The 22,706-nt window shown below is 67.9% G+C and carries 15 protein-coding genes and 7 pseudogenes; 13 read left to right on the top strand and 9 right to left on the bottom strand.

The annotated features are described in order from the left end of the window. The first annotated feature begins 88 nt into the window (after nt 1–88). Entirely contained in the window at nt 89–967 is an 879-nt protein-coding gene (locus ACQEXA_RS58320) for an ABC transporter substrate-binding protein (protein ID WP_433134912.1), read from the top strand. 20 nt (nt 968–987) lie between these two features. On the opposite strand, the pseudogene ACQEXA_RS58315 reads toward ACQEXA_RS58320, so the two are convergent. Then, a pseudogene (locus ACQEXA_RS58315) lies at nt 988–1,296 on the bottom strand (IS982 family transposase); the annotation flags it as partial. 172 nt (nt 1,297–1,468) lie between these two features. On the opposite strand from ACQEXA_RS58315, the gene ACQEXA_RS58310 reads away from it, so the two are divergent. The 3 genes from ACQEXA_RS58310 (at nt 1,469) to ACQEXA_RS58300 (ending at nt 4,341) form a co-directional block, all read left to right on the top strand. Beyond that, nucleotides 1,469–1,762: a muconolactone Delta-isomerase family protein gene (locus tag ACQEXA_RS58310; protein ID WP_432940664.1), complete on the top strand. Its 294-nt coding sequence runs from the start codon at nt 1,469–1,471 to the stop codon at nt 1,760–1,762. A 485-nt stretch (nt 1,763–2,247) separates the two neighbouring features. Next, nucleotides 2,248–2,454, top strand: a complete 207-nt coding sequence (locus ACQEXA_RS58305) for a hypothetical protein (protein ID WP_433134911.1) — start codon at nt 2,248–2,250, stop codon at nt 2,452–2,454. A gap of 306 nt (nt 2,455–2,760) precedes the next feature. Continuing rightward, nucleotides 2,761–4,341 (top strand): FMN-binding glutamate synthase family protein, encoded by a 1,581-nt coding sequence (locus tag ACQEXA_RS58300; protein ID WP_433134910.1) that lies wholly within the window; start codon nt 2,761–2,763, stop codon nt 4,339–4,341. Nucleotides 4,342–4,547: 206 nt separating this feature from the next. On the opposite strand, the gene ACQEXA_RS58295 is transcribed toward ACQEXA_RS58300, so the two are convergent. Beyond that, the gene (locus ACQEXA_RS58295; RefSeq protein ID WP_433134908.1) at nt 4,548–5,606 is read right to left on the bottom strand and encodes an FUSC family protein; all 1,059 of its coding nucleotides are present in this window, start codon (nt 5,604–5,606) and stop codon (nt 4,548–4,550) included. Nucleotides 5,607–5,854: 248 nt separating this feature from the next. Between ACQEXA_RS58295 and ACQEXA_RS58290 the strand changes: the two are divergent. Beyond that, nucleotides 5,855–6,098: pseudogene (locus tag ACQEXA_RS58290) on the top strand (hypothetical protein); the annotation flags it as partial. 15 nt (nt 6,099–6,113) lie between these two features. Here the strand turns inward: ACQEXA_RS58290 and ACQEXA_RS58285 are convergent. From ACQEXA_RS58285 to ACQEXA_RS58265, 5 genes and pseudogenes are all read right to left on the bottom strand, one after another. Next, entirely contained in the window at nt 6,114–7,334 is a 1,221-nt protein-coding gene (locus tag ACQEXA_RS58285) for an RNA-guided endonuclease InsQ/TnpB family protein (RefSeq protein ID WP_433134907.1), read from the bottom strand. Nucleotides 7,335–8,019: 685 nt separating this feature from the next. Then, entirely contained in the window at nt 8,020–9,561 is a 1,542-nt protein-coding gene (locus tag ACQEXA_RS58280; RefSeq protein WP_433134906.1) for an IS701 family transposase, read from the bottom strand. Between the two features lie 109 nt (nt 9,562–9,670). Further along, a pseudogene (locus ACQEXA_RS58275) lies at nt 9,671–11,031 on the bottom strand (IS701 family transposase). Nucleotides 11,032–11,134: 103 nt separating this feature from the next. After that, complete coding sequence (locus tag ACQEXA_RS58270) at nt 11,135–11,539, bottom strand: SsgA family sporulation/cell division regulator (RefSeq protein WP_432942379.1); 405 nt, start codon at nt 11,537–11,539, stop codon at nt 11,135–11,137. Nucleotides 11,540–12,279: 740 nt separating this feature from the next. Beyond that, nucleotides 12,280–12,654: a hypothetical protein gene (locus ACQEXA_RS58265; protein WP_432940635.1), complete on the bottom strand. Its 375-nt coding sequence runs from the start codon at nt 12,652–12,654 to the stop codon at nt 12,280–12,282. 241 nt (nt 12,655–12,895) lie between these two features. Between ACQEXA_RS58265 and ACQEXA_RS58260 the strand changes: the two genes are divergently transcribed. From ACQEXA_RS58260 to ACQEXA_RS58240, 5 genes and pseudogenes are all read left to right on the top strand, one after another. Continuing rightward, entirely contained in the window at nt 12,896–13,426 is a 531-nt protein-coding gene (locus ACQEXA_RS58260; protein ID WP_432940633.1) for a MarR family winged helix-turn-helix transcriptional regulator, read from the top strand. Further along, nucleotides 13,369–13,995, top strand: a complete 627-nt coding sequence (locus ACQEXA_RS58255; protein WP_432940630.1) for a response regulator transcription factor — start codon at nt 13,369–13,371, stop codon at nt 13,993–13,995. The genes ACQEXA_RS58260 and ACQEXA_RS58255 overlap by 58 nt, the downstream gene beginning before the upstream one ends. A 578-nt stretch (nt 13,996–14,573) precedes the next feature. Further along, the gene (locus ACQEXA_RS58250; RefSeq protein ID WP_433134905.1) at nt 14,574–15,047 is read left to right on the top strand and encodes a hypothetical protein; all 474 of its coding nucleotides are present in this window, start codon (nt 14,574–14,576) and stop codon (nt 15,045–15,047) included. 545 nt (nt 15,048–15,592) lie between these two features. Beyond that, nucleotides 15,593–16,111, top strand: a pseudogene (locus ACQEXA_RS58245) (DEAD/DEAH box helicase family protein); the annotation flags it as partial. Between the two features lie 321 nt (nt 16,112–16,432). Continuing rightward, nucleotides 16,433–16,798, top strand: a pseudogene (locus ACQEXA_RS58240) (IS982 family transposase); the annotation flags it as partial. Between the two features lie 151 nt (nt 16,799–16,949). Here the strand turns inward: ACQEXA_RS58240 and ACQEXA_RS58235 are convergent. Further along, the gene (locus ACQEXA_RS58235; protein ID WP_433134903.1) at nt 16,950–18,356 is read right to left on the bottom strand and encodes an IS1380 family transposase; all 1,407 of its coding nucleotides are present in this window, start codon (nt 18,354–18,356) and stop codon (nt 16,950–16,952) included. A gap of 270 nt (nt 18,357–18,626) precedes the next feature. Between ACQEXA_RS58235 and ACQEXA_RS58230 the strand changes: the two genes are divergently transcribed. The 3 genes and pseudogenes from ACQEXA_RS58230 to ACQEXA_RS58220 all read left to right on the top strand — a co-directional run. Continuing rightward, a complete protein-coding gene (locus ACQEXA_RS58230) occupies nt 18,627–19,475 on the top strand; it encodes an IS5 family transposase (RefSeq protein WP_433134901.1) in 849 nt (282 codons plus the stop codon). Between the two features lie 401 nt (nt 19,476–19,876). Next, nucleotides 19,877–20,710 (top strand): annotated as a pseudogene (locus ACQEXA_RS58225) (IS256 family transposase); the annotation flags it as partial. Next, nucleotides 20,662–21,234: pseudogene (locus ACQEXA_RS58220) on the top strand (integrase core domain-containing protein); the annotation flags it as partial. The pseudogenes ACQEXA_RS58225 and ACQEXA_RS58220, both read left to right, overlap by 49 nt. Before the next feature lie 446 nt (nt 21,235–21,680). Here the strand turns inward: ACQEXA_RS58220 and ACQEXA_RS58215 are convergent. Next, nucleotides 21,681–22,538, bottom strand: a complete 858-nt coding sequence (locus ACQEXA_RS58215; protein ID WP_432940622.1) for an alpha/beta fold hydrolase — start codon at nt 22,536–22,538, stop codon at nt 21,681–21,683. Between the last annotated feature and the right edge of the window lie 168 nt (nt 22,539–22,706).

The following is a 22,706-nucleotide window of genomic DNA, read 5'->3' as shown; positions in this document are numbered from 1 at the left end:
CTGTCCTGCGCAAACGGGGCCATACCGTCTCGGTCCGGCCGAGGGGCGGACCGCATCGGGCACACCGTCACGTCAAAGGAAAATGTTTATGCATACGATCGATCTCGCCTACGTGGGGCGGGGCCCGCACGAGGAACTGGTCACCTACATCGCCGATCAGGAGGACTTCTACGCCGACGAGGGCGTCCATGTCGCACTGCGCGACGGCTGCACCTGGGACGCACAGCGGCTGCGCCGCGGCGCAGTCATCGGGCTCGGCCGGACAGTACTGTCCCGACTGAGGGACGGCATCCCCTGGGTCGCGCTCAATATCAACACCTACCGCCCGCTGTTCTGGATTCTCGCCCGCCCCGGCATTGCCTCGGTGGCCGACCTGGCCGGCCGGCGGCTGAATGTACACCCTCCCCACACCGGACCCGGGTGCTTCACCCGGATCGTGCTGCGTCAGGCCGGCCTCGACCCGGACCGCGACGTCCAGACCATCGTCCGCTGGCCCGGCGACTTCGGCATGGACCTGCGCCAGCTGGAGGAGGGCAGTATCGACGCCGCCGTGATCGGTGACACCCTGGCACCGGAGGCTGTCGCCGCCGAGCACGGCTGGCAGGTGCTGGCCTTTTTCGGCGACCACTTCCAGATCCCCACCGTGGGCGTGGCCGTCGACCCCACCTACACCGACCCGGACGACCCCGCGGTCCAGGCCGTCGTACGAGCCCACCTGCGCGCCCTGCAGGTGATCCACAACGACCCCGACACCACGGTGCGGCACTTGCAGACGTTCCTCGGCCGACACACCGAGGATGAAGTCCGGGCCCACTACGAGGCGTACATCGCATCGCAGTTCACCACCGATGGCCGAGTCGACCTCGCCATCGGCGTTAACGCGATCACCGCGGTCGCCGCCGAACTCGGCGTCCCCGCCACCTTCACCGCAGCCGAGTTCTACCGCACCGCAACCGCCACACCCTAGACAAGTCTGTCCGAACAGGTTCAGTGACCGTAGGCGGTCAGTGAGCGGTTGACCGCCTGGCCAGTCTGGAAGTTGCGCCACACCGCGGCGGCGAGCGGCAACGGCCCGCCGGGCGACATCACCTCCCGCTCGCGGGACGCTCGCAGTAGCGCTGTGCCCCGCGCGGACAGTGACCGCTCGAAACCCTCGTCGGTGACCAGGAGGAAGCCGGGGCCTTCGCCTGCGATGTCGGCGTCGACCTCCCAAACCGCGGCCAGCATTTCCCGCTCGCCGAGCTCCGGATCGGCCAGGGCCCACAGGATGGGCAGCCCGGCCGGGGCACATCCCAGGCACGGTAGGTCTCCGGCATGCCGGTCACTGCGACCCGCTCGCCACCGAACCGGTCGAAGGTGCAGTCGTAGACCTCCAGGCGGCGGGCGGGCAAAAGCCCATCGCAGACGGTCGCGAAGCCCTGCCTCCCCCGAAGAAACAAGACCCGAAGAAACACGAGAGGAAGAGACCATGAAGGAGTTCCTGGTCGAGCTGACCGCCAGCGTGCCCGAGGGGACCGACCAAGCAGAAGTCGACCGGCGCCGCGCCGCCGAAGCTGTGCGGGCCAAGGAGCTCGCCGCCGAAGGTCACCTGTTCCGGCTGTGGCGCCCGATCGGGGAGTTTCGCATCATCGGCGTGTGGCGCGCAGACGACGAGGCGGAGTTGCGAGAGAAAATCCTCGGAAGTCTGCCCATGTGGCCTTGGGCGACCGCGGTGATCACCACCCTGCAGCCGCACCCCAACGATCCGGGCCCGACCGGCTGAGTCTTCCCGTGCGGCACCTCACTGCCACGGCTCGCCGCGCCGATCACGACGGCCGAGGCGGGAGTCCATGCTCTGAGGTTGCCCTCGTGCTGTGGAGTCCGTAACAGCCCACGAGTATCGATATGCTGCGTGACCGCTCGACTTTCGCACTTTTTGCGATCAGATAACCCTGGAACGCTCCTGCGTGCAAGGCGAATTAGGCGATAGTCGGACAGAAACTCACCGAACTCGGGTGGCGCCATGCTCTGCCGCCCGATTTACCGCGCACCGGATACCCGAGGTCACGGCGGTGGTCGCGATCGGCGCCCCTTCCGACCCGGAACACGTCGTGCACACCTTCGGCGGCAGGCGTCAGGAGATCGAGCGGTACGGGGAAGCCGAGGTGAACCTGCAGGGCCGCGTGTTCCGCATCCGCCGGGTTCCTCGACGACATCGCCGCGCAGCCCCAGGCAGAGCGCATCCACCGGCTGCGCCACGCGCTGCTGGTGTTGCACTCGCCGACCGACGAGACAGTGGGCGTGGAGAATGCCCAGCAGATCCTCAACGCGGCACGGCACCTCAAGTCCTTCATCGCGATCGACGGTGCCGACCATCTGCTCACCGGGCGTGCCGACGCCCGCTACGTCGCGAGCATGCTCGCTGCGTGGGCCGACCGTTACGCCCGCGGTCCGGCCGGAGCTGGCCCCGCGTGAGGCCGCCGGGCGCGGCAGGCAGCGAGGCGGTCCGGCGCTCGGGCTCACGGGCCGCCGGGGGAGCCCGGGACCGTCACTGCCCGGCCTTGGGCCGGGGCTCGGGCGTCTGCCGGCGGCAGCAGCCCTCCAGCCTTCCGCCCTCTGGCGGCCGGCCCGTGACCGGCGGCATGGCCCGGACCTCGGCCCGTTCCGCCCTTCGGGAAATCCGCACACGCCGATCCGACAGAGATTCCGTCCGTCAAATATGCCTAATGTCGCATCAATGCGGCATTGTCTGATATGCCGGGAAGGATATACGTTCCACGCATGATCAGAATTACAGGGATCGCAATCATCGGGGCCCTCGCAATCGCCTTTGGCGCAACGGCGTTGACCGTCTCAGCCTGGTGGTGGCCGGTTGCCGTGGTGTGTGCGGCGATAGCCGGAGTCGGCGCCCATGATCTGCTTCAAAGGCGCCATTCCGTGCTGCGCAACTATCCGGTACTGGGGCATATCCGTTTCATGCTGGAGTCGATCCGACCGGAGCTGCAGCAGTATTTCATCGAGCGTAATTACGACGGCCGTCCCTTCGACCGGGACGTGCGCAGCCTCGTGTACCAGCGCGCCAAGGGAGACGAAGCGGAGCTTCCGTTCGGCACCGAACGGAACGTCTACGCCGAGGGCTACGAATACTTCGAAACGTCGATCAGGCCGCTCCCGGTGGGCGTGGAGGAGCCTCGGGTCCGCATCGGCGGCCCGGACTGCACCAAGCCCTACGACATGTCCTTGCTCAACGTCTCGGCGATGAGCTTCGGTTCGCTGTCCGCCAACGCCATCCTCGCCCTGAACCGGGGAGCCGCCCTCGGCGGCTTCGCCCACGACACCGGCGAGGGCGGAATCTCGGAGTACCACCTGCGCCACGGCGGTGACCTGGTGTGGGAGATCGGCACCGCCTACTTCGGCTGCCGCACCGCGGACGGCGGCTTCGACCGCGCGCGGTTCGCCGCAAAAGCCGCTCACGACAACGTGAAGTGCGTGTCGCTGAAGCTGTCCCAGGGAGCCAAGCCCGGCATCGGAGGCGTCCTGCCCGGGGAGAAGGTCACCGCCGAGATCGCCCGGGTACGCGAGGTGCCCGAAGGCCGGACCGTCATCTCACCCCCCTACCACCAGGTCTTCAGCACCCCCCGGGAACTGATCCGGTTCATCGCCGAGATGCGCGAGCTGTCCGGCGGCAAGCCGGTCGGCTTCAAACTGTGCGTGGGCTCCCGACGGGAGCTCCTCGCGGTGTGCAAAGCGATGATCGAAGAGGGCACCGCGCCCGACTTCATCATCGTGGACGGAGCCGAGGGCGGCACCGGAGCCGCTCCGCTGGAGTTCGCCGACCACCTCGGCAGCCCCCTCACCGAGGGACTCATCACCGCCCACAACGCCCTGGTCGGCACCGGCCTGCGCGACCGGATCAAGATCGGCGCAAGCGGCAAGGTGGCCACCGGAGCCGACATCGTCAAACGCATGGTGCAAGGCGCCGACTTCACCAACTCGGCCCGCGCCATGATGTTCGCCATCGGATGTATCCAGGCGCAGAGCTGTCACACCAACACCTGCCCCGTCGGCGTCGCCACCCAAGACCCGCGCCGCGCACGCGCGTTGAACGTCGACGACAAGTCGGCCCGGGTCCATCGCTTCCAGTCCGCCACCGTCAAGAGCGCACAGCAGATCATCGCCTCGCTCGGCGTGAGCGAACCCGCCGAACTGCGCCCGCACATGCTGCGCCGGCGCGTGGACCCGGTCACCGTGCAGTCCTACGCGGAGCTCTACGAGTGGCTGACCCCCGGCCAGTTGCTGATCGAGCCGCCCGAGACCTGGGCAGCGAACTGGAAGGCCGCCGATCCCGACCGCTTCACCTGATTCTGGCGAGGATGCCCCAGCGTTCACGCCGGGGAGGAATCGCCTCCCGATGCCGCGACGCGGAGCGTCGCCGCATCTGCTTTTCTGCCGGACGCGGAGCGCCCGAACGGCCACCCGGCGGAGCCGGGCCAATGCGGACATCGTTCCACCGGCCGCCGGCTGCGGTGACGGTTGGGTGAACCGTGCTCGTGTGTGCGGTTTTCGTACTACGGTCTGGTTCGGTGAAGTTGGTCCAAATCGACCAGCAGCCTCTCCACGTCTGTCATGAGAGCGCCGTAGACATGCCATGCTCCCGGCTTGGTGAGGGCGCCCCGACCGATCAGATCGGTCATCGTCTCATGCCAGGCCGACGCGCCGTCGATCGCTCGGCGCAGTCGCTCCCGGGAGGGCGCGCCCTCCGCAGGGGCGGATGGACTCGGTTCGATGAATGCTTGGATGGCCAGTCCCGCCAGCTCCAAAGCCTCGGCGTAATGGTCAAGGAACTGCTGACCCAGGTGGTGGTCGGATTGATCGTCGTGCGCGTTGTCAGCCAGGGTGCGGGCAATTCCGCGTACCTGCACTGACACCCTGTACAGAGTCCGGAACGCCTCGCCATATGGCACGTCCTCACGGCGTGCAAGCGCCATATACCGCGTGTTCCAGCGCATGCTCTCCTCCGCCTGCTGCAACTGCCCCCAGGCGTCCATCATGCGTTGCCCGAGTTCGCGTGCTTCGTGCAACCAGGTGGTCGCCTTCTCGGAGTGCTGCCGCTGGGCCAAACCTGCAGCCATCTCCCGCAGCAGGATCCCGATGGCCCGGCTCAGACCGCGCAGTGCCTCACTGGACTCGTCCAGGTAGAGCGGGGGCAGGACCAGAGCATTCACAACGATGCCCACGACCGCGCCGGTGAGTGTCTCAATCGCTGGGGATACGAGGTTGCCTACGGGTGCCGCAGCCGCAGCCGAGAGCGTGACAATCGCAGTCGAGGCTATCTGGAGTCGGTCGTCGGACAGACGACGAGCTCCCGCCACCGCCGCGACCACCATGACGGCGGCGATGCTGCCCGCGGTTGATCCGAACAGCCAAGCGGTCACCAGAGCGAAGCTCAACCCGGCCAGTCGTGCGGTAACGCTTTGCACTGCCTTCGTCACGGACCGGTAAACCGTCGAGGCATTAACCATGAGCAGCGCCGTGGCGACTGCCAGATAGGGCCGCCCCCCGGGGAACCAGGGGGCGGTGATGCCCCAGGTGAGCAGCGCCGCGATCAGGCTCTTAAGACCGTGCACGGCGTGACCGGCCTGCCTGTTACGGCTTGGCTCGGCAGCCCGTATGCGCTGCCGAGCCACCGTCGTCAGGGCGCGCTCCGGCCAGGTCGATGGGCGATACACGGAAGTAGTCTGGCATAATTTATCCGCTTTAATTATGACCCCTCTCACAGTGGCCCAGGCTACGCCCTAGCGACTGAGTCGCAGTTTCTTCGTCGATTTGGGCATGAGTCGTCCGGGCCCAAAGATCCGCCGTTTGCGGTTACTTCATCCCGATGGCAACGCACGAGCGGATGCATTGGCCGGAGGAGACGTTCAGCGTGTACGACGACAGCTCGTGTCGGTCGAACTCGTCTCCGTCGAGGTAAATGTGACGCAGCCCTACGAGATCGGCTGTACTTGAAGGCCTTCGAGCAGCTGTGCGGCATGGCCGTGTATGGGACGAAAGCGCGTGCCCTGATTTTGAAGGCTCCCCTCCCTGAAGGGAGGGGATTCTCCACCCTCCAGGGTTGAGCGGGGATGTACGGCTCAGGCTGCCACCGGAGCCAGCGGCTCAGGTGGTCTTACGCCCTCGGCACCGTCCGGGTTCCAACCTGCCCGGACCAGCATCACGCGGGCGGAGTTCTTGTCCCTGGGGGACACGGCTGCGCACACGGTGCAGGCATACGTTCTCATCGAGAGAGGGAGTGCGTGCTTGGTTCTCGCCCCGCACGTTGCGCAGTCCATCGTGGTGTGCGCCGGGTGCACGAGACGGACGTCCCGTGCGTGCTTGCGGCCCATCTCGATCAGGGCACGCTTCGTCGCCGCGATGGCCGCGTCGGCCGCCTTGCGGGCCATGGTGGTCTTCGCGAGGAACTTCGGGCGGAAGTCCTCCACCGCCACTCCGTCATGATCGCGCATGACGGACTTGGCCCACTTGCGGCCGGTGTCCTCCCGCTGCCGCGCGATCTTCCTGTGCAGCTTCGCTGCCTGTGCCTGCGCCTTCCGGTAGCCGGTGGATGCACGCTGTCCTTTCGGTCGCCGGCGCCGGGCCATCATCCGCTGGTACTTCGCGAGCCGCTGAGCGGACCGCTTGCCGTGTTCGGCATGCGGAAGGTCGTAGGCGTCGTCCGTGGTGGTCGCGGTCTCCTTCACACCCCAGTCCACGCCCAGGACGTGGCCGGTCTGAACAAGCGGCTCGACCTGGGCCGGGGCGACGAAGGAGGCGTACCAGTGTCCGAGCGTGTCCTGGTACACGCGCACGCTCGACGGGTCGGCCGGAAGAGCCCGCGACCACACCACGCTCAGCACGATCTGGCCCGCAAGGTGCAGGCGGCCCTCCTTGAGGCGGAAACCGCGCCGGGTGTAGTTCAGGCTCGGCCTGGCCTCCCGCTTGCGCTTGAGGCGGGGCATCCCCGCCCGGCGGTGCTGCGCAAGCCCGTCCTTGATGTCCTTCAGCGCCTTCGCCCGCGACCTGGCGAAGTCCCGGATCACCTGCTGCTGCGGCACCGAGGCACCCTCGGCCAGCCACGGCATCACCCCGCGGGCGTCGGTCAGCATCCTGTCCAGCTGCGCCGGACCACACGTCAACTTCTCGCCGCCCGCTCTGCTCTGCGCGTGGGCCTGCCGGGACTTGGCCACGCATTCGTTCCAGATCCAGCGGCAGCGATCCCACTCGGCTTCGAGTGCGCGCCGGGCTGTCTTCGACAGGCGTACACGGAAGGTGTACCGGGCATGCCCGGTGTCCTTCGTGGTCGCTTCTGTCGTCATGCATCCGAACCTACCTGGGAGGACTGACAGTTGAGAGTTCTTGACCGTTGTGGGCGGCATCACGGCCGTGCGGGGTGGACGCCGGATCGCCCTGACGGCGATCCGGCTGTCCCTGCCCTGCTCCGCAGGAGTCCGATTCCTCCCCGGCCTGAAGGCCGGGGCATCCTCGGAGAAAGCCGGTGAAGGCCATTGAGGCTCTCCACTAACCCCGGCAAGACGAGGCCCCCAGGACGGTCTGTGACGGCCGCACTGGGGGCTTGGTGGTCCTTGAGGGCACGCTGAACCGCCCGCCCCGGCCACCGCCGCCGACCTCCAGGCCCACCGGATCCGACGACGGCCCGTCCTCGGCGGCCTGATCAATGCGTACCGCCACGCTGCCTGACCGAATGGCATCGCCGCAGCGCACAGCATCGAATCGTATTTTCGAGCGGCACACGCCCAGAACTGGCCCAAAGTATGGGCTGAGCTCGGCGTGGGGACATACAAGCCCGCTCCTGTCCGTCGGGTGACCATCCCCAAGCCGAACGGCGGGGAGCGGATGCTGGGTGTCCCACGGGTGCTGGATCGACTGATAACCCCTCGACCTGGCCGACAAGCTCGTCACCTTCGATGCCCTGCTCACTCAGGAAGACCACGCCCGCTTCCTGGTCGAGGAGAAGAAGGCGCACTACATCGCCCTGACCCTTCAGTTGGAGATCAGTGGCCCCGCTGTAGTTTGAGGACCGGTGGGTGGCGGCCGTGCCGTGGGGTGTTCGGCTTCGCGGGCACGGTTGCGCCGCCTGTGACAGGCGCGGGCGACGGCCTGGTGGCAGCGTCGCCACCAGGACCAGTGCAGGCCGTGGCGGATCCGCTCGGCCGGGGTGGGCTGGGGTGCCATCACCCACAGCAGTCGGGCGATTTCATACGCCGTGAACGCGATAGCGGCGGTGCCGGTAGGGCTGGTGGGATCGGCGAGGTCCCCCTGTGTGGCCGGGAGGCGTGTCCAAGCTGGCGTGCAGGATCTCCGCGACGCGGTCGGGGCCGGGGGCGGGCTCCTCGTCGCGGGTGGCGGCCGCGGCCTGGACAGCCAGGAAGGCCGCGGCCAGCTGGGCCAGGGTGATGTGCCGGTACCAGCCGTGGAAGGAACGCACCTCGTAATCGGCCATCCCGGCGGCCGACTTCGCGAGCTTGATCGCTTCCTCCACTCGCCAGCGGGCCCCGGGTACACAGACCAGCTCTTCCACGGTGGTCTCGGGCGGGCCCCAGGCCAGGTAGTAGTCGCGCCCGGTGGGGGTCTGCGGCCGTCGCCGGGCGATGAACCACCGCGCCCACGCCCCGTCGCCGGTCTCCGCCTCAGGGTCGGGGATAGGGCGTACCCACCACTGCCAGACGCGGGAGTCGAGCTGGGAGGGCCGGCCGGCAGGGTGACCCAGTCGTCCTCGGCGGCGTGCCGCTCCACCAGCCTCGCGGCGTGCCGCCAGCCGGGACGGGGCAGCACCGTGTGGTTGGCCTGCACGTTCACCGCGTAGGGCAGATGGTGCTCCTCCAGGAAGACGCGGAAGGCGCCGTCGCGTCCATAGACCTCATCGGCGGCCACCCACACCCGGTCCTCGGGAAGGTTGGGCAGCGTACGGGCGATCATCTGCTCGGCCAGGCGGGGCTTGGTGGCGAAACCGACGGTGTCGGGGACGTGTGCGGCGCGGCAGCGGGCCCGGTCCTCGGTCCATTCCCGGGGCTGGTAGATCTCCCGGTCGATCAGTGCCTGCCCGCGTCCGGTGGCCCAGGCGGCCATCACCCCGATCTGGCACGGGAAGACCCCGCCGAGCGTGCCGGAGTACTGCCTGGCCACCCCGACCGAGGCCCGGCCCTTCTTGGCGAAGCCGGTCTCGTCGACCACCAAAACCCCCGCTCCGCCGGGCCCAGCTCCCCTCCCGCCGTCGTCCAGGCCATCGATGACGTAGCGTCGGGTGAAGTCCCGCAGCGCATCGACGTCCCAGACCGAGCGGTCCAGCAGATGCTGCTGCCCCCACGGCTCGGCGTCGCCGCCGTACTCGGCAAGCTGCCAGCCATTCTTGCGTGACACCGGGGAGAGCAGGCCGCGGATGCACCGCGCGGCCCGCATCCGCAGATCCGCCCGCGGGAAGATCCCGCCAACCTCCACCAGCAGGTTCTCCAACTGATCGGAGAACTCCTCGGCCCGCTCCCGATCGGTGATCTCCGGCATAATGTCCAGTAACTCCGCCTTCATACAAGGCAGTTACCCCCACACGATGACCGAGGAACTACAGCGGGGCCGCTGATCTCCAACTGAAGGGGCAGTCACGGCAGCTGTAGATAGCTGCCGGCGTGCTGTCTGATCATGGTGTGGTGTCGGCGTACGCGTGCCAGCGGCGGTGGCAGAGGTGGGCGCGGTGTTGGTGGCGGCGGCGCCAGGTGGACCACTTCAGCAGGTGGGGGCGGTCTCGTCGGGTTGGCGGAAGGATCAAGGCCCGTAGCAGGCGGAGGAGTTCGTGGCTGCTGAGGGGGACGAGGTCGGCCTCGGCGGGGTCGTTCCGGGCGGTCTGGGCGGCGGGTTCGAGGGCGGCGGTGACGGCCAGGAAGGCGTAGGCGACCAGGGCGATCACGCTCCAGCGGTGCCAGGAGTTCCAGCAGGTGACCTGGCCTTTGTCGAGGTGGCAGGTCTCCTTGGCGTCCTGGAAGTCGTCTTCCACCCGCCACCTGCGGCATACCAGTGACACCAGTCTTGCCAGCGTCACCGGCCCGGGGGCGAAGCAGCGGTAGTAGGACACGGTGCGGGTATAGCGGTGCCGGCGGACCAGCAATACGGACGTTCCCGCGTCGCGGTCGTGTCCGTCGGGGGTGTCGTCGGCGGTGACCTCGATCATCGCCCAGTCGTAGTCGCGTACGCCTTTTTGTCCCGCGCCGGTTGGCATCCGCTGCCAGGCCCGCTTCGGCAGCCGGGGGCGACCTCGGTCACGCTCAGCTTCGCGGCCGGCGTGGTGACCTGGTGATTGGAGCGCACTCCCACGACGTAGCCCAGGCCCAGCTCGCGGCAGGCGGTACGCAGCTCCCGCCCGTCGTAGACCTCATCACCCAGGAAGAACGAGGCGGATATGCCCTGCCGGCCGACGGCGCGGAGCATGTGGGCCGCGAGTTGCGGCTTGGTCGCAAAACACAGTCCGTCGGGAACACCGGTCAGCTCACGACGCTCCTCGTGGCCGGCCCACTCCTTGGTGAAGTACAGGCGCCGGTCGATCAAGCAGTGCCCGGCGGACGTGGCGAAGGTGAGGTGCACGGCGACCTGGCACAGATCCACGCCGCCGACCGAGCCGGAGTACTGGCGGGCCGCGGCCACCGCGTCGGTCGAGGACATCGCATCCCCCGTCTCGTCCGCGATCAGGATCCCGTCGCCGTCGTCGAGCAGGTCCACGGCTCAGACCGCCGTCCGCTCCAGCACCGCTTGTTCGTCCCACACCGCACGGGGCAGCAGATGGTGCAGGCGGTGCGGGCCCCGCTCACCGAGCGCTTCGGCCAGGCTCAAGCAGTTGGCGTCCTCGAGCTCCATCAGCATGCCCCGGGTCATCCGCGCGAACGTCTCCCTGCTCTCGGAGCGGGCGAAGCAGTCGGACAACGAGGCCAACAAGGCCCAGAACGCCCTGTGGTGGCCCGCGTCGTCTGCTGTGGCCGAAGCGGCCGTCTCGTTCTGATGTTGCGTCACACCACGTCATGATCGAGACGGCCGTCCTCACGCCCGCACCCACCCCCATCACGCCGCTGACCAGCTGCGATGAGCACAGGCGGAGCTATCTACAGCTGCCGTGTCAGTTGCCTGTGAGGATGTGCGCCAGTTGGGCGTCCAGGTTGAAATGGCAGCGCTCGGTGCCCGGCGGCACCACGTTCTCGGTCCGTCGCAGGAACGACGCCATCGCCCGCGCCGGAGCTACGAGCACGGCTTGACCCCTCGTGGATCTGAGAACGATGTGCACCATGTACTGTCCGTGGCTCCATGTGGGCCACAAGCGGACGTCGCCGATGCCGGCGGGTTGGTGCAGGCCCTCCATGAGCACCTCGCGGGCGAGGGACCACTCGACCGGCTTGCGACCGCTGAGATGAAAGGTGGCATGGACGGCGTATGGGTCGGCGGTCTGGTACTGAAGTTGCATACACACAGGTACCGTCAATGCCTCCGACACGACAAGGCATGCGGGCAGCTCCGCGTTGATCACTCTGCTCCCGGATCTCAAGGCCCTTCCCTTCCTTCCCTCTCCAAGCCCCCGTTTTCAGTTGTGCTCACTGCATCTGGTCAACGGCGAATAGGCTCTGTTCCAGTGATTGATCGGATTTCGAGCCGGTGCCTCAGTGGAGTTGCTTCTCGCGGAGCCCGCAGACACACGTGGTCAGGCGCCCGGTCAGCACTCGTTTCGGCAAGAGGGGCTGGGTCCGCTGGTAAGGGTGGTGTGCGTGCCCACCGGCCCGGGGCTGTCCCGGGCACCGGACCGGTGGGCTGTCATCGAGCGGGATATTCGTGGAGTTACCGAGACGGCCGCGGACATGCCCCTCACTCGGGACCCAAACCGCCATCCGTCCGAGAAGTCGCCTCCTGGATCATGAAGTATCCCGACCACCTAGATGAAGACAAAGCGATCAGCCTGCGCAGACCATGTGATCGCGACGCGGACCTGGACCGGCTCACAATCCACGTAAGGGAGTTCGCCGTCATGATGACCGGGTGGAACGGCAATCGCCCTGAGGAGTCCGACATGTCTCCCTCGCGCCGCTGGCATCCTTCGCCCGCAACCTCCGTGGCGACTGCGAGTCCGTAACGGAATGTCCAGATGCCAAGCCATGTGGCGCGGGGCGACGTTGCGCCGGGTCCGCTGACCGGCGCTACGCCACGACGTGTCCGACCTGATGTTGCCGGAGTTCAAGCTTCGTCCCAGAAGGCGTGGCGTGAGTCTCGTGTGTGCTAGCCCTCTGCGATGCGCTGGTGGCCGTGGTCGTCGCGGAGCCCGAAGAGCACCAGTTGGTCGGACACCCAGGGGTAGAAGCGGTCGTCGCCGATGCGGTCGTCGGCGTTCCAGCGCCGACTGCCGTAGCCCGGGGAATACGGGGACTGCCGGTCGTCGTTCCGGCAGCCGTCCCACTCACCGCGCCGGTCACCCCTGCCGTGATCGGACGCGTCGGCCTTGGCCTCAACAGTCACAGCGGCCCGGGCGAGGCTGTGCCCGTCGGCCCGGACGGCAGCCGCCGATGCGGTGCCTCCCGCGGCGAAGAGTGCTCCTCCGGCGACCGCTGCAGAGGCAGCCGCAGCGGCGATATGCCACACGAGGTTCTTCTTCATGACCTTTCCTCCTTGCATCGCGCGCATCAGCGGATTGGTGGCCTCGCCGGGCTCTCCCCCCGCTATCGGTTGTGTGAGGCGCGCTGTCGTCAGGCTCGCGCGGTCTCCTCGGACTTGCCGATGCGCTCAGGCGTGTCGGGGAAGAGGCGCCTGGCGGCTGCTCTTACCCGCATCCCTCATTTCAGCCACCTTCGATATTGAAGGTGCCTTCACCGTAGAAGGTGCCTGCTATGGTGTCAAGGTGAACACGAACACAGACGATGACCTGGGAACCTCACCTGTGGTCGACTTCGGTATGGCCCTTAAGCGTGCGCAGCACCTGCTGTCGCAGCGAATCGACGGGGTCCTGCGTCCGCTGGATCTCAACCTGGGACTGTGGGTGGTGCTGCGGGAGGTATCGAGGCAGCCTGGCGCCTCCGCCTCCGAGCTGGCCAGGGCCTCGTTTCACACGCCGCAGACGCTGAGCGGGCTGTTGCGGCGGCTCCAGGAGCGTGGGCTCGTCGAACGCAGTACGGGACGCGGCCGCATCGTGGAAAACCACCTGACCGCCGACGGTCACCACGCGCTGACCGCGGCAACGGAACGCGCCGAGGAGGTCATGGCCACCGCACTGGCGGTCTTCGGTCCGGCAGATCGTGCGAGCTTCGAACGGTTGACGGCCGACTTTGCCGGGGCGCTCGCGCACGACCAGCCGCCCAGCCGGACACCCTCGGCATGCGACTCGACATCTGCCGGCTTGGCGCGGGCCTGGCTGGGGCGGGCGGCCAGGTGACGGCGGAGCTCGCCGCGCAGGCCGTGTCCGGCGCACTGCGCACCCTGACCGCACAGGACGACAGCCAGAAGATCATCGGGGCCGTCCGCGCCCACGTGGACGGCCTGCTCCACCGCGACCCCCGTGCACTAGCGTCCGCCGTCACCGGCTACCGCAGCACCGGCAGGCCATTGGCCCTGGCAGCGGCCTGTGAGGACCTCGGCGAGCTCAAGGCAGCATCGGCCGATACGACGCCGGCGATCCCGTACTTCGAAGAAGCCGGCCGGCTGGCGTCGGCCGCAGGAGCCGGACGCGATCATGAACGGATCAGGCGGCGCCTTCGGCAGCTCGGCGTGCGTACCGGCGCCCCACGGCACCAGACGACCGGCCCCCCGGAGTGGGGGAACCTGACCGAATCCGAGCGGAAACTGATCCCGCTCGTCGTGGACGGTCTCACCAACCGGGCCATCGCCGACCGGCTCTACGTCTCCGTGCACACCGTCAACACGCACATGAAACACATCTTCACCAAGCTCGGCATCAACTCACGGGTCGAGCTGACCCGGCTGGCGATCGAGCGGGGACATTAGTCCAGCAACCGCATCCGCCTGACGCTCATCGAGGGATACGGCGCGCTGGTGCGCAGCTGCGCCCCTACCCGGTCCAGGGCACGGCGGCAAGAATGAGTGATGCCGGGCTCCGGCACCCCCGTGATGCTGGACGTAACGGCGTGGCCTTCGGCACGGCACCGTCATGCATCCAGAAGTGACCGCCTCATGAACACGATGCGCGCAGTATGCGCTCACCGACACGGAGGCCCCCGACCGCTGGTCCACCGGACCGCACCGCGTCCCGAGCCCGGCGATACCGTCGAGAAGGAGCACCGGCTGGCAAGGCCGTCATCCATGTCGCGGACGGATAGTCAACCGCAGCTCAGGGCGGTCGGATCCGATTCCCCCACCGGCCAGCAGCACGGATACCGGGGCCAACTCCGCGCTGCCGTTGTAGGTGCCAAGAACCACCTCGGTGCTGGTCACGACGCATGTTGGTATTCGTGCAGGATGCCGCCGAGGCGGTCGCGTCGGTGGACTTCGAGGTGGGTGAGCCGGTCGGGATCGGTGATCGGTTCGGGCAGGGGACGTAGCGGTGCGGCGCTTGCGAGAGTGCGGTGGGGCCCGGCGTCGCCGAGGGCTCGGACCTGCTGGTCGTGGACGGTCCGCTGCGCGGCCGCACCCACCTGCCGCGCGCCCTGGGGTTCATCAAGTCCCACCGCACCGCCTACCTGCCCCCAGACCTGCACGCGATGCTCAGCACCCTGGCCACCAACGAACGCACCCCGGTGTTCTTGATGGGCACCTCCTGGGACCGCCACGCCTGGTACCTGCGACTGCCGTGTACGCCTGGCGCCCCGTGGGCCGGCGTAGTGCGGCTGGAATGCGCCGCCGACATCCCTACGGCCGAGGCGGTCGCACTGGCAAACCTCTCGCAGCTGGTGCTGCCGCGGTACGCCAGCTGCGAATACAAGGACACCCGAGCCCCACAGAACCTGGTGCCGGTCGCCGGACTAGAGAGAGAACTACGCCGCCGCCTGGGAAACCCCGTCCTGCTCAGCCGAGCCCTACGCGTAGCAGCGGCGAGCTGAGCCGCAATCCCACGCGTCCCGGCTCACTCCGCGGCTCGGCCCTCGCCCGGAAACCAGCCTCCTCATGTGCAGACAGTGCACCCAGGCTGGAGATGCGTCACCATGGACGCGACCGGGCCCGTCACTTCCCCCGTGGTGACGGGCCCGACCTCCTCCATCGCACGAGGGTCCAGGCAAGCGGAACGTTCGGACAACAGCTGGACTTTCGGCGAGCACGGCCTTCCTCCGCGGGATCGACAGACAGCCGGTAGCGGATCTCGTCGGCGATCCAGTCGGTGACCTACTGGCAGCAGGAACCAGCGTATGGAGGCAGCCATTCGCTGCGGCGAAACCGGGCCGAGAGATCTCAACCACCACCGACCCATCTCCCCGCACCAACCCAGATGGCCCCGGTCGACACCCCTCTCACCACAATGGACCGGAGGTTGGATGCGAATCGGCACAGTGCAGCCATTCGCACGCTGCCGAACCCTCGCTGTAGGCAAGGATGAACGTATGTCGCTGCGCCAGACGCTGAGGACCCCGCACGCTGAGGACCGCGCACGATGACCACCAGCTCCACCGCCTCCTCCGCCCCACGGCTCACGCTGCGCGACGACCAGCAAAAGGGCGTCGCCGCCGTCGTCCGCCCTCTGCGCCACCCACGCACGCGCGGACACGCTGTCTCCGCCTGCGGCACCGGCAAGACCCTCATCGCGCTGCGCGCCGCCGAGGAACTCGGCGTGCGGCACCTGGCCGTGGCGGTGCCCAGCCTGGACCTGATCGCCCAGTGGGCGGCTGCCGCCCGCGCCGACCAGCGCCGTGAACCGATGATCACCGTCTCCTCGCTGCGTGCCGAGTCTCACCCGCTCCTAACCGAAGCGCAGGTCGTTTCCACCAACGCGGGGGAGTACCTGGCCTACTGGCTGGGCCGCCACCGCAAGGCGACGGCGTTCTTCACCTACGACTCCTTGTCCAAGATCGAGGAAGCCCAACACTCGGCCCTTTTCCCCGCCTCGGTCTTCGACCTGCTCGTCGTGGACGAGGCCCACGCCACCGCCGGGACTTGGGAGAAGAACTGGACCGCCCTGCATGACAACGAACGCATCCCTGCCCACCGCCGCCTGTACCTGACGGCCACCCCCTACGTGTGGGAAGCACCGCGCCTAGCCGAGGCACCCACTTCAGCCCACAGCCCAAGCGCACCGCAACCGCCGCACCAGACTGGGATGCCCCCAACCTGCTGGCGACCATGGACCAGCCGAAAATCTTCGGCCCCCCCCTGCACACCTACACCCATGCCGATGCCATCGACGACGGCGTCCTGGCCGACTACCAACTCGTCGTCCCGACCGTCACCGACACCGACCTGCGCACCGCGCTCACCGACCCCGAGACCGGGCCTCCCGGTGCCGTGCAGGATGTCCCGTCCCACCGTCAAGCGGTCGGAGCTGACAGGATGGGCGAACTACGGCTACTGCGCGTCGCATTCGCGGTACTTCTGGGGGCTGCGGCTGTACCTGGTGTGCACCCCGGCCGGGATGCCGGTCCTGTGGGCCCTGGCCGATCCAAAGCTCGGGGAGCGGGAGGTGCTGGCCGCGATGCTCGAGGTTGACGCCCGTCTGGTCCGCGAGCGGCCCGGCCTGCTGCTGATCACTGATAAGGGCTTCGCGTCCAAGCCGTTCGAGCGGTCACTGTCCGCACAGGGCATCACGCTGCTGCGGCCCTCCCGTAATAAGGAGGTTCTGCGTCCGGGCGAGCCGATGCTTAAGCCTCGATCCACCGGTCGGCTTTGAAGGGGTCTTTTGAGGTTTCGAGGGTCGGGCGTTGGGGCTGTGACTGGACGTGGGCAGGGGGTATTTGCTGGTCTGCCCAGCGTTTCCACGGTTCTGCTCCGGTCGGGCCCCTGGCGGGGCGGGATGGTCAGTGACGTCGGGCCGCCTCGGGTGGCGGGTGGACGGTGTCGAACAGTCGTGTCCAGGCGTGCTGCCAGGGCCATCGCTGCGGTAGGTGCAGGGTGAGGCGGCGGGCGGAGCGGGCGATCCTGGCGGGGACGTGGACGAGGTGGGCGCGCAGGGTGGCGGTGGTGGCTTTGGCGTGGAAGGCGGAGGTCAGGGCGCCGGTGGCCCGCAGGAGGTTGTAGGCCATGGCCCACAGGGTGAGCCAGGCGGCGTTGGCGTGGAAGTGCCCGGACGGTAGGTGGGCCAGTGCGGAGTTCTTGCTGTCGGCGATGACCTGCTCGACGACGGCGTGGTGGCGGTGTTCCCGCTCGGCCTGGAGGGTGGGGGCGGGGTTGTCGGTGAAGAACGGGTGGTAGCGCCAGGCGGGGAAGAGTTCGCCCTGCTCGCCGATGGTGTTGGGTTTGGCCAGGTCACGGACCCGGCGCACGATGAGGCGGGCGGTGACCCGATCTGCTTTCTTCCGGCCGGCGAACGCGGTGTAGGCGGGTATCTCGGCGACTTCGGCGTCCGAGATGAGCTCGCCGCTCTCCGGGTCGGGCACGGCGGTGGGGTAGGTGATCTGCTGCCAGGCGGTGTCGTCGATGGCGGCGATGGCCCGTTTGATGGAGGGGTTCATGCCGCAGGTGAGGGAGAAGCGGGCGCCGGCCCGGCGGCAGGCGGCGATGACGCCGGCGTTGTAGAACTGCGAGTCGGCGCGCAGGATGCGCAGGCCTGTGCAGCCGGCCTCACGGGCGGTGGCCAGTGCCTCGCTGACGAGTTTCGGGGCGCCGCGGGAGTCGGCCGCTTTGCCGCGGCGCATCCGCACGGTGGCGATCACCGGCCGGGAGGTGGGGGTGCAGATCGTGGCGAGCAGGGGGTGCAGGGTGCGGATGCCCTTGAACCGGCCGTACTCGCCACCCTGCTTGGTGCGGCCGTAGACGCGTTTGTGAGTGGAGTCGACATCGATGAACGCCTTCTCGCCCGCGCTGGGCAGCAGCGGGGTGTTCGCGGCCAGCGCGGCCAGGAACTGACGGTGCACCGCGTGGAGTTGGAGGGCATGACCGTGGGTGAACGAGCGCAGGAACGTGCCCAGAGTGGACGGGGCACGGATACCTGCGAACAGCAGGGGCATCGCACCGTGCCGCAGCACGTCCAGGTCGTCGATGCTGTCCGCGCCCGCGGCCATGCCGGCCACGATGCTGGTGACCTTGGCGTCCGCCGCGGCACCCGCCCCGTTCTTCGCCCCCCTCAGCTTCACCTTGTCCGCCGTCAGACGGGCAAGCCCGCACCGCTCAGCCAACCGCATCACCGGGACCAGCCCGGCATACGCGACCAGATTCGCCTCATCGAACGCGGCGGACACCGCCGAAGTGGCATGGGAAGATTGCATCTCGCGGATGCACTCCGATTCTGTGGACATGGAACCCTAGGAAGTCCCATCGTCCCAGCTCAGAGGGCATCCGCGTCTTCATGTCCAAGCCCTGGACCGGCTATTGCCCGGTGGATCGAGGTTAAGTGCGTTGTGGCCAACCGAGCGGCGTTCGAGTTGGCCGTCGGGGGTGATGGTTCGGACGCAGGTGCCGCCTGCGGGACAGGCATGAAAGAACGGGCCTCTCGGTAGAGACGCGGGTGATGAAGACCGATCTCGCCGGGAGGCCCGTTGCTGCGCCAGTCCACCATCGTCGAGCTCACCAGGTCCACCCCACTCACTCCGGAGTGTGACTGCTACGTCCATCAGTACGGGGCGATTGCACCTGGCCGCCGCGAGCGCCGGTATCCCAGCGATATGACGGCCGCGGAGTGGGCCGAGGTGAGGGCAGCGATGCCGGTGCCGGCATGGCTGGAGGGCCGGGGCGGCCGTCCGGAAGCCCACTGTCATCGCGAATTGGTTGATGCGGTGCGCTACCTAGTCGACAACGGCGTCAAGTGGGCCGCGTTGCCCGCGGATTATCCCTGGTGGCGGGCGGTCTACGACTTCTTCCGCCGCTGGCGCGCCTACGGCTACGTCCGGGAACTGTACGAACGCCTGCGCCGCGGTGCCCGGCTGAGGCGTGAGCGGAAGGCCGAGCCCAGTGCTGGGATCATCGATTCGCAGTCGGTGGACGCCTCGGAGACCGTGGGCGAGGCCACACGCGGTTTCGATGGCGGCAAGCTGCGCGACGGGCGCAAGCGCCACGTGCTCACTGACAGCCTGGGCCTGCTGCTGGAAGTGAGCGTCACCCCGGCTGACGTGCACGACTCCAAGGCCGCCCCGGACCTGATGGACACGTTCATGGCCGCGCCGGGCCGGCTGCTGAAGCTGGTGTGGGTGGACAGCGCCTACCAAGGCCCGGCGCTGGCCGAGGCGTTCGCCCGCCACGGCGTGCACGTCGAGGTGGTCCGGCGCCCCGACGGGCAGCGCGGCTTCACCGTGTTGGCCCGCCGGTGGGTGGTCGAGCGCACGCTGAGCTGGTTGTCGCGCTCACGCCGCCTAATGGGACTTGCGGGTCGGAGAGACTTGGTGCCGTAGCCGCCAGCAGGTGAGCACTACTGCCGCCGGAACCCTTGGAGTTCTGGGTTGAGACCGTGCCCCTGCTGGTCGGCCGGGAGGCCAGACCGCTCATGGGGTGGCGTGCCCGCCCGATGGGGCGTGAGCACTGAATCCATTAGGCCGCGCGCCGCGCCTTCCGCAGGCTGCAAGGGAAGCGAAGTACCTGACCTGGAGGACGAGTTGCTGCTGATCGGCGATGACTGGGCCGAAGACCAGAGGCTGTTTACTCCTCTGTGTAAGAGGTGATCTTGCTGGGTGCTGGTCGGGACCCGGCTGACACCAGGAATGTGACACACAGTGAGTGACCTGATGAACGAGACCAGCCCGCATGTCGAACCTGTCGAGAACGTGAGGAGGCGGCGCGCAGGCTTGCGGGAGCCTTGTCGCCGGCGGCGATCGACCGGCTGCTGGCCGATGCGGAAGCGGCCGGGGTCGGCATCGACGGCGCGGGCGGGCTGCTGCAGCAGATGATGAAGGCGGTGCTGGAGCGAGCCCTGCAGGTGGAGATGGCCGACCACCTCGGCTACGAGGCCGGCGTTCCCGCCGGACGGGGCTCGGGCAACTCCCGCAACGGCAGCTACTCCAAGACGGTGACCACGGTGGCCGGGCCGGTCACCATGGACGTGCCACGCGATCGCAGGTCCGAGTTCGAGCCGATGATCGTGCCCAAGGGCAAGCGGCGCCTGGCCCAGGTCGACGACATGATCCTGTCGCTGTACGCGCGGGGCATGACCACCCGCGATATCACCGCGCACCTGAAGGAGGTTTACGGCTCGGAGGTGTCCCCGGCCCTGGTGTCGAAGATCACCGATGTGGTGGCCGATGAGATAACTGCCTGGCAGAACCGACCCGTTGACGAGGTCTACCCCATTCTGTACATCGACGCGCTGACCGTGAAAGTCCGCGACGGCGGCATGGTCACCAACAAGTCCGCGCACCTGGTCATCGGCGTCGACGTGGACGGCATCAAGAACGTGCTGGGCATCTGGCTGCAGGATGCCGAGGGCTCGAAGTTCTGGCTGAACGTGCTCACCCAGCTGAAGAACCGCGGCCTGAAGGACGCCCTGATCGTGTGCTGCGACGGACTGACCGGCCTGCCCGAGGCGATCAACACCGTCTGGGAGAAGGCCCTGGTCCAGACGTGTGTGACCCACTTGATCCGCAGCTCACCGCCCAGGCCGAAGGCATCATCGCGGCGGACTTCTTCCACATCGACACCGCGCTCGGCAGGCGGCTCTATGCGCTGGCCTTCCTCGAGCACGGCACCCGGTGCCTGCGCATCACCGGCGTCACCGCCCATCCGACGCGGGAGTGGACGGTGCAGCAGGCGAGGAATCTCGCCGCCGACCTCGGGATACGCATGGAGTCCCTGAGGTTTCTGCTGCGCGATCGAGACGGCAAGTACGGCGAGGCGTTCGACGCGGTCTTCGAGGCAGAGGAACTGGACGTGATCAAGAGTGCACCGCGGGCGCCTCGGATGAACGCCCACTGCGAGCGCGCCATCGGCAGCCTCCGCCGCGAGGTACTCGACCACATCCTCGTCATGGGAGAGGCGCATGCCCGGCAGGTGCTTGCGGCCTAACAGAGGCACCACAACGAGCATCGGCCCCACCAGGCGCGCAACCAGCTACCATCCGATGCCCAGAAACAGCCCACCGCGATAGACAGCGGCGCCCACAAGCTGCTGCGCACCCGGATCCTCGGTGGCCTCATCAACGAGTACAGATACGCCGCGTGACCTGCGGCGACGACTTTTCGAGCGGCACAAGACCCCCGCTCGGGGTGGCTGCTCGGGGGTCTTTCGTGCACATCGATCTAATCCTGTGCGGACCTTGTCGCCGTCCGGCCACGTGGCCCGACGAGGCCGCAGCTCACTCCATCGGTGCGATCGTGTGCGGTCGCCTGAAAGACCGGAGCGTCTCTGATTGGCTTAGCGAGCCTGAGTGTTGCTCAGCCTTGGGAGCCAATCGCCTTCGTGCCCTGGTACTGAACGACAGGAGCCGCCAGTCCGCGTGGCACGTCCCTGCGGACGCTGGTCGACCGGGCCGCAAGACCCGACCGAGGAGGGTGCCTGACGTCGCCTGGGCGCCGGGCGTGCGCGTAGCACTCTGCCACAGGTTCACTACGGTTCGCTAATCCAACTGGTGAGCCTTGGCGTTCGGCTGCGGCTCGCGGCCGCGCCGGTCAGCCGAAGGCGCGTTCGCTGTCCAGGAACCGGGACACGTGGCTCACGAACAGTTCGGGGTACTGGAACAGCGAGCCGTGCCCGGAGTCGGGGTAGATGATCAGCTGTGCACCCGGGATGTGCTGCTGCAGAATGTAGGAGTTGATCGTCGGCACCATGACGTCGTGGCTGCCATTGACGACCAGGGTGGGCTGCTGGATGGTCTTCAACTCGCTCCACCGCTCACCGACCTGCTCGCGCCATTTGCCCATGGCCCCGACTTGGGCCTTGGCGACCTGCATCGAGCTCCGCGGGACGACGTCGACGGTGCGCTGGCGGCGCCGCGCCAGGAAGTTCTTGCCGGCCTGCTGGCTGGTTTCGGTCGGCTCGAAGAACAGGAACAGGTACCCATCGTCGCTGATCTCCGGATCCCGCCCGGCCACCTCATAGATCTTTGGGTCCTGGCCTTCGAATTCTCCTGCCCGCGGTCCTGTGCCGACCAGTACGAGCCGGCGCACGAGGTCGGGGTGGCGCAGTGTCAGGGTCTGGGCGATGTAACCGCCGATGGAGAAGCCGAGTACGTCGGCCTGCGTAATGCCCAGCGCCCGGATGACCGCCGCGCTGTCGTCACCGAAGGCCTCGAACGTTTCCGGCACCTTGCCGCTGGATCCGGCAACCCCGGCGTAGTCGAAGAGGATTACTTCCCGGGTGGCGGCCAACCCGTCGGTGATGGCCGGGTCCCAGTTGTCCATCCCGCCGCGGAAGTGCACCAGGAACACCAGTGGGGTGCCACCCGGCTTGCCGAAGCGGCGGTATGCGTGCCGGGCACCTCCCGCCTCTACGTACTGGGTGGGTGCGGTGACGTGCGTGTACGACATGTTCTGCTCCTTTGCTGCTCATTCCGGTGTTGCCAGGACCCTGTCGTCCATGTCCGGTTCCGTCCCGGAAGCCGATCGGATTCCTCACCCTGTGCCGGATGTAAACCGGTCCGCGGCCTGGTGATCAGGCCTTCGCGGGAGGTGAAGTGCTTGTAGAAGCCGCCGTGG

The organism is Streptomyces sp. CA-106110 (assembly GCF_050936285.1).
Classification (GTDB): domain Bacteria; phylum Actinomycetota; class Actinomycetes; order Streptomycetales; family Streptomycetaceae; genus Streptomyces.
The sequence above is the reverse complement of the archived record's forward strand: the minus strand, read 5'-3'. Positions and strand labels throughout refer to the sequence as shown.

What these genes read in the sequence shown, in the direction of transcription:
- ACQEXA_RS58280 (WP_433134906.1), bottom strand. Translation starts at nt 9,561, where the DNA reads ATGAAGGCGGAGTTACTGGACATTATGCCGGAGATCACCGATCGGGAG.
- ACQEXA_RS58285 (WP_433134907.1), bottom strand. Translation starts at nt 7,334, where the DNA reads ATGACGACAGAAGCGACCACGAAGGACACCGGGCATGCCCGGTACACC.
- ACQEXA_RS58255 (WP_432940630.1), top strand. Translation starts at nt 13,369, where the DNA reads ATGCGACTCGACATCTGCCGGCTTGGCGCGGGCCTGGCTGGGGCGGGC.
- ACQEXA_RS58235 (WP_433134903.1), bottom strand. Translation starts at nt 18,356, where the DNA reads ATGCAATCTTCCCATGCCACTTCGGCGGTGTCCGCCGCGTTCGATGAG.
- ACQEXA_RS58265 (WP_432940635.1), bottom strand. Translation starts at nt 12,654, where the DNA reads ATGAAGAAGAACCTCGTGTGGCATATCGCCGCTGCGGCTGCCTCTGCA.
- ACQEXA_RS58215 (WP_432940622.1), bottom strand. Translation starts at nt 22,538, where the DNA reads ATGTCGTACACGCACGTCACCGCACCCACCCAGTACGTAGAGGCGGGA.
- ACQEXA_RS58300 (WP_433134910.1), top strand. Translation starts at nt 2,761, where the DNA reads ATGATCAGAATTACAGGGATCGCAATCATCGGGGCCCTCGCAATCGCC.
- ACQEXA_RS58320 (WP_433134912.1), top strand. Translation starts at nt 89, where the DNA reads ATGCATACGATCGATCTCGCCTACGTGGGGCGGGGCCCGCACGAGGAA.
- ACQEXA_RS58310 (WP_432940664.1), top strand. Translation starts at nt 1,469, where the DNA reads ATGAAGGAGTTCCTGGTCGAGCTGACCGCCAGCGTGCCCGAGGGGACC.